Below are 2,247 nucleotides of genomic sequence, written 5' to 3' on the forward strand. Positions count from 1 at the left end.
GATTCATGGCGGGCTCGATCTCGGCATGGTCGAGCTCGCCGTCCTTCAGGAAGAGATCGGCCGCACGCTTTTTCCCTCGCCTTTCGAAGCCACGGTCTGCCTCGCCGCCAACGCATTGCTCGCATCGGCGGATGAAGGACAGAAGCAAAAAATTCTCCGCGTTATTGCGGCGGGCGAACTGACGGCGACGCTGGCCTGGAGCGAGCCGGGCGGCGGTTTCGATCCCGCCGCCTGCGAGACGCGCTATCTCCGCGATGGCGATAGCTACAGGCTCGACGGCGTGAAGCGTCATGTCGTGGATGGCGACCGCGCCGATCTCTTGCTGGTGACGGCGCGGGGAGAGAGAGGCGTCAGTCTCTTCGCCGTCGCCGCCGACGCGCCGGGCCTGCGGCGGACATGGTTGCCGACGATGGACCAGACGCGGCGGCAGGCGGAAATCGTCTTCGAGAATGTCGCGCTCGGCGCGGATGCGCTTGTCGGGATTGAGGGCGAGGCGCTACCGCCGGTACGTATCGCGCTCGACCGTGCGTCCATTCTCGTCGCCGCCGCGCAAGTCGGCTCCGCCGAACGTTGCCTCGACATGACGGTTGCCTATGCGAAGGAGCGCGTACAGTTCGGCCGGTCCATCGCAAGCTTTCAGGCGGTGAAGCACACTTGCGCCGATATGCTGCTTCAGGTCGAGAGCGCGCGGTCGGCGGCCTATTATGCGGCTTGCATCGCGGATGACGGCGCGACGGGCGATGAACTCGCGCGCGCAGCATCGCTCGCCAAGGCGACGTGTTCGGACGCCTATTTCGCCTGCGCGGGCGATGCGATCCAGCTTCACGGCGGGGTCGGCTTCACCTGGGAATTCGACGTCCATCTCTATTTCAAGAACGCTCATGCGACGGAGAAATATCTCGGCACGCCTGCCTGGCATCGCGAGCGCGTCGCGCGGCTAATGGGTCTCGACGAGGAGGCGGCATGAATCTCGCCTTCACGCCCAGGGAAGAGAGTTTTCGCGCCGAGGTGGCCGGCTGGATGTCGGCGAACCTCGCGGGCGATTTCGCGCCGCTCAAAAATCGCGGCGGACCCGGCGATGAACATGCCTTCTTCGAGCTGCGCCACGAGTGGGAGCGGCATATGGGCGAGGCGGGCTGGACCTGCATCGGCTGGCCGCGTGAGCATGGCGGCCGGGGAGCAAGCCTCGGCGAGCAGGTGATCTTCCACGAGGAATATGCGCGCGCCGGCGGGCCGGGCCGCGTCGGCCATATCGGCGAGGGGCTTGCGGGGCCGACGATCATCTCCTTCGGCACGGAGGCGCAGAAGCGCCGCTTCCTGCCGCCGATCGTAAAGGGCGAAGAACTCTGGTGTCAGGGCTATTCGGAACCCAATGCCGGTTCCGATCTCGCCAATGTGCGCACGCGGGCAACACGTATCAACGGCAAATGGTCGATCACCGGTCAGAAGATATGGACCTCGCTCGCGCATGTCGCCGACTGGTGTTTCGTGCTGGCGCGCACCGAGGAAGGGTCGAGCGGGCACAAGGGGCTTTCCTATCTGCTCGTGCCGATGAAGCAGGCGGGCATCGAAGTGAGGCCGATCCGGCAGATGACGGGCACGTCGGAATTCAACGAGGTGTTCTTCGATGAAGCGCTGACAGACGAGGCGAATATCGTCGGCGCGCCGGGCGAGGGCTGGAAGGTGGCGATGGGAACGCTTGCCTTCGAGCGAGGCGCCTCGACGCTCGGCCAGCAGATGGCCTTTCGCAATCAGCTTGGCGAGATCGTCGCGGCGGCGCAGCGGAATGGCGCGGCGAAGGATCCCGTGATCCGGCAACGGCTCGCGGATGCGTGGATCGGGCTCGAAGTGATGCGCGCCAATGCGCTGCGCATGCTGAGCGGCGCCGACAAGCCGGAACTCGGGCGCGAGGCGCTGATCGGCAAACTCTATTGGGCGACCTGGCACAGATCGCTGGGCAAGCTGGCGATGGATGTGCTGGGCCCCGAAGCGGAGATCGTGGCCGAAGCGCCATACGGGCTCACCGCGCTCCAGCAACTTTTTCTCTTTACGCGCGCCGACACGATCTACGCCGGCACCAACGAAATTCAACGCAATATCATCGCGGAGCGTGCGCTCGGGATGCCGAAAGAGCAGAGGGGCTGACATGACGGCAAGCAAGCGTCCGGCGCCCCCGCCCTATGTGCCCGGACATGGGTTGCTGAAGGACAAGACCGTGCTCATTACCGCGGCGGCGGGAACGGGTAT

Annotated in this window: 2 protein-coding genes; both read left to right on the plus strand. The window is 65.3% G+C overall.

Annotated elements, in window-relative coordinates; translation table 11 throughout:
- Positions 1-967, plus strand: a 967-nt coding sequence (locus tag VMR03_RS17350; protein WP_325407446.1) for an acyl-CoA dehydrogenase, incomplete at its 5' end; no start/stop codon positions are given.
- The gene (locus VMR03_RS17355) at positions 964-2,145 is read left to right on the plus strand and encodes an acyl-CoA dehydrogenase family protein (RefSeq protein ID WP_325407447.1); all 1,182 of its coding nucleotides are present in this window, start codon (positions 964-966) and stop codon (positions 2,143-2,145) included. The genes VMR03_RS17350 and VMR03_RS17355, both read left to right, overlap by 4 nt.
- Positions 2,146-2,247: the final 102 nt, after the last annotated feature.

Source organism: Parvibaculum sp. (genome assembly GCF_035511255.1).
Lineage (GTDB): Bacteria > Pseudomonadota > Alphaproteobacteria > Parvibaculales > Parvibaculaceae > Parvibaculum.